Below are 492 nucleotides of genomic sequence, written 5' to 3'. Positions count from 1 at the left end.
GACACGGTCACCGCCGAAACACAGCACCGCGGCCGCGCCGGCGCGATCGAGGCCGTGTTCGCCGACCTCAACAATTCCGCCCTCGCGCACTTCCCCTCCGGCCGGTTCGCCGCCAACGCCGCCTGGCTCGCCCTCGCCGCCCTCACCCACAACCTGCTGCGCGCCGCCGGATGCCTCGCCAGCCGCTTCCACGCCAGAGCCGCAACCGGCACCATCCGCCGCCACCTGGTCGCCCTCGCCGCCCGGCTCACCCGCACCGCCCGCACCATCACCCTCCACCTGCCGCAAAACTGGCCACGAGCGGACAGTTGCCTCGGGCTCTTCACCGCCACCCACCGAAAACCCCGCACAGCCTGACCCGCCCACCACCGACCGGAGAACCCACAGTGGACACGCTGGTGCGACGCCAGCCACACCAACGCGCCCACCCAACAAACACCACCCGCACACCCACCACCAAAATCAGCAAAACCTCAACTCGGTGGATCCAGG

At 70.3% G+C, this 492-nt stretch carries 1 protein-coding gene; it reads left to right on the top strand.

The features are described from left to right. Window positions 1-357: transposase (locus EIZ44_RS44485; RefSeq protein WP_205673507.1), on the top strand; the 357-nt coding region annotated here is incomplete at its 5' end. Window positions 358-492: the final 135 nt, after the last annotated feature.

This window comes from Amycolatopsis nivea, from assembly GCF_004522235.1.
Taxonomy (GTDB): Bacteria; Actinomycetota; Actinomycetes; order Mycobacteriales; family Pseudonocardiaceae; genus Amycolatopsis; species Amycolatopsis nivea.
The sequence above is the reverse complement of the archived record's forward strand: the minus strand, read 5'-3'. Positions and strand labels throughout refer to the sequence as shown.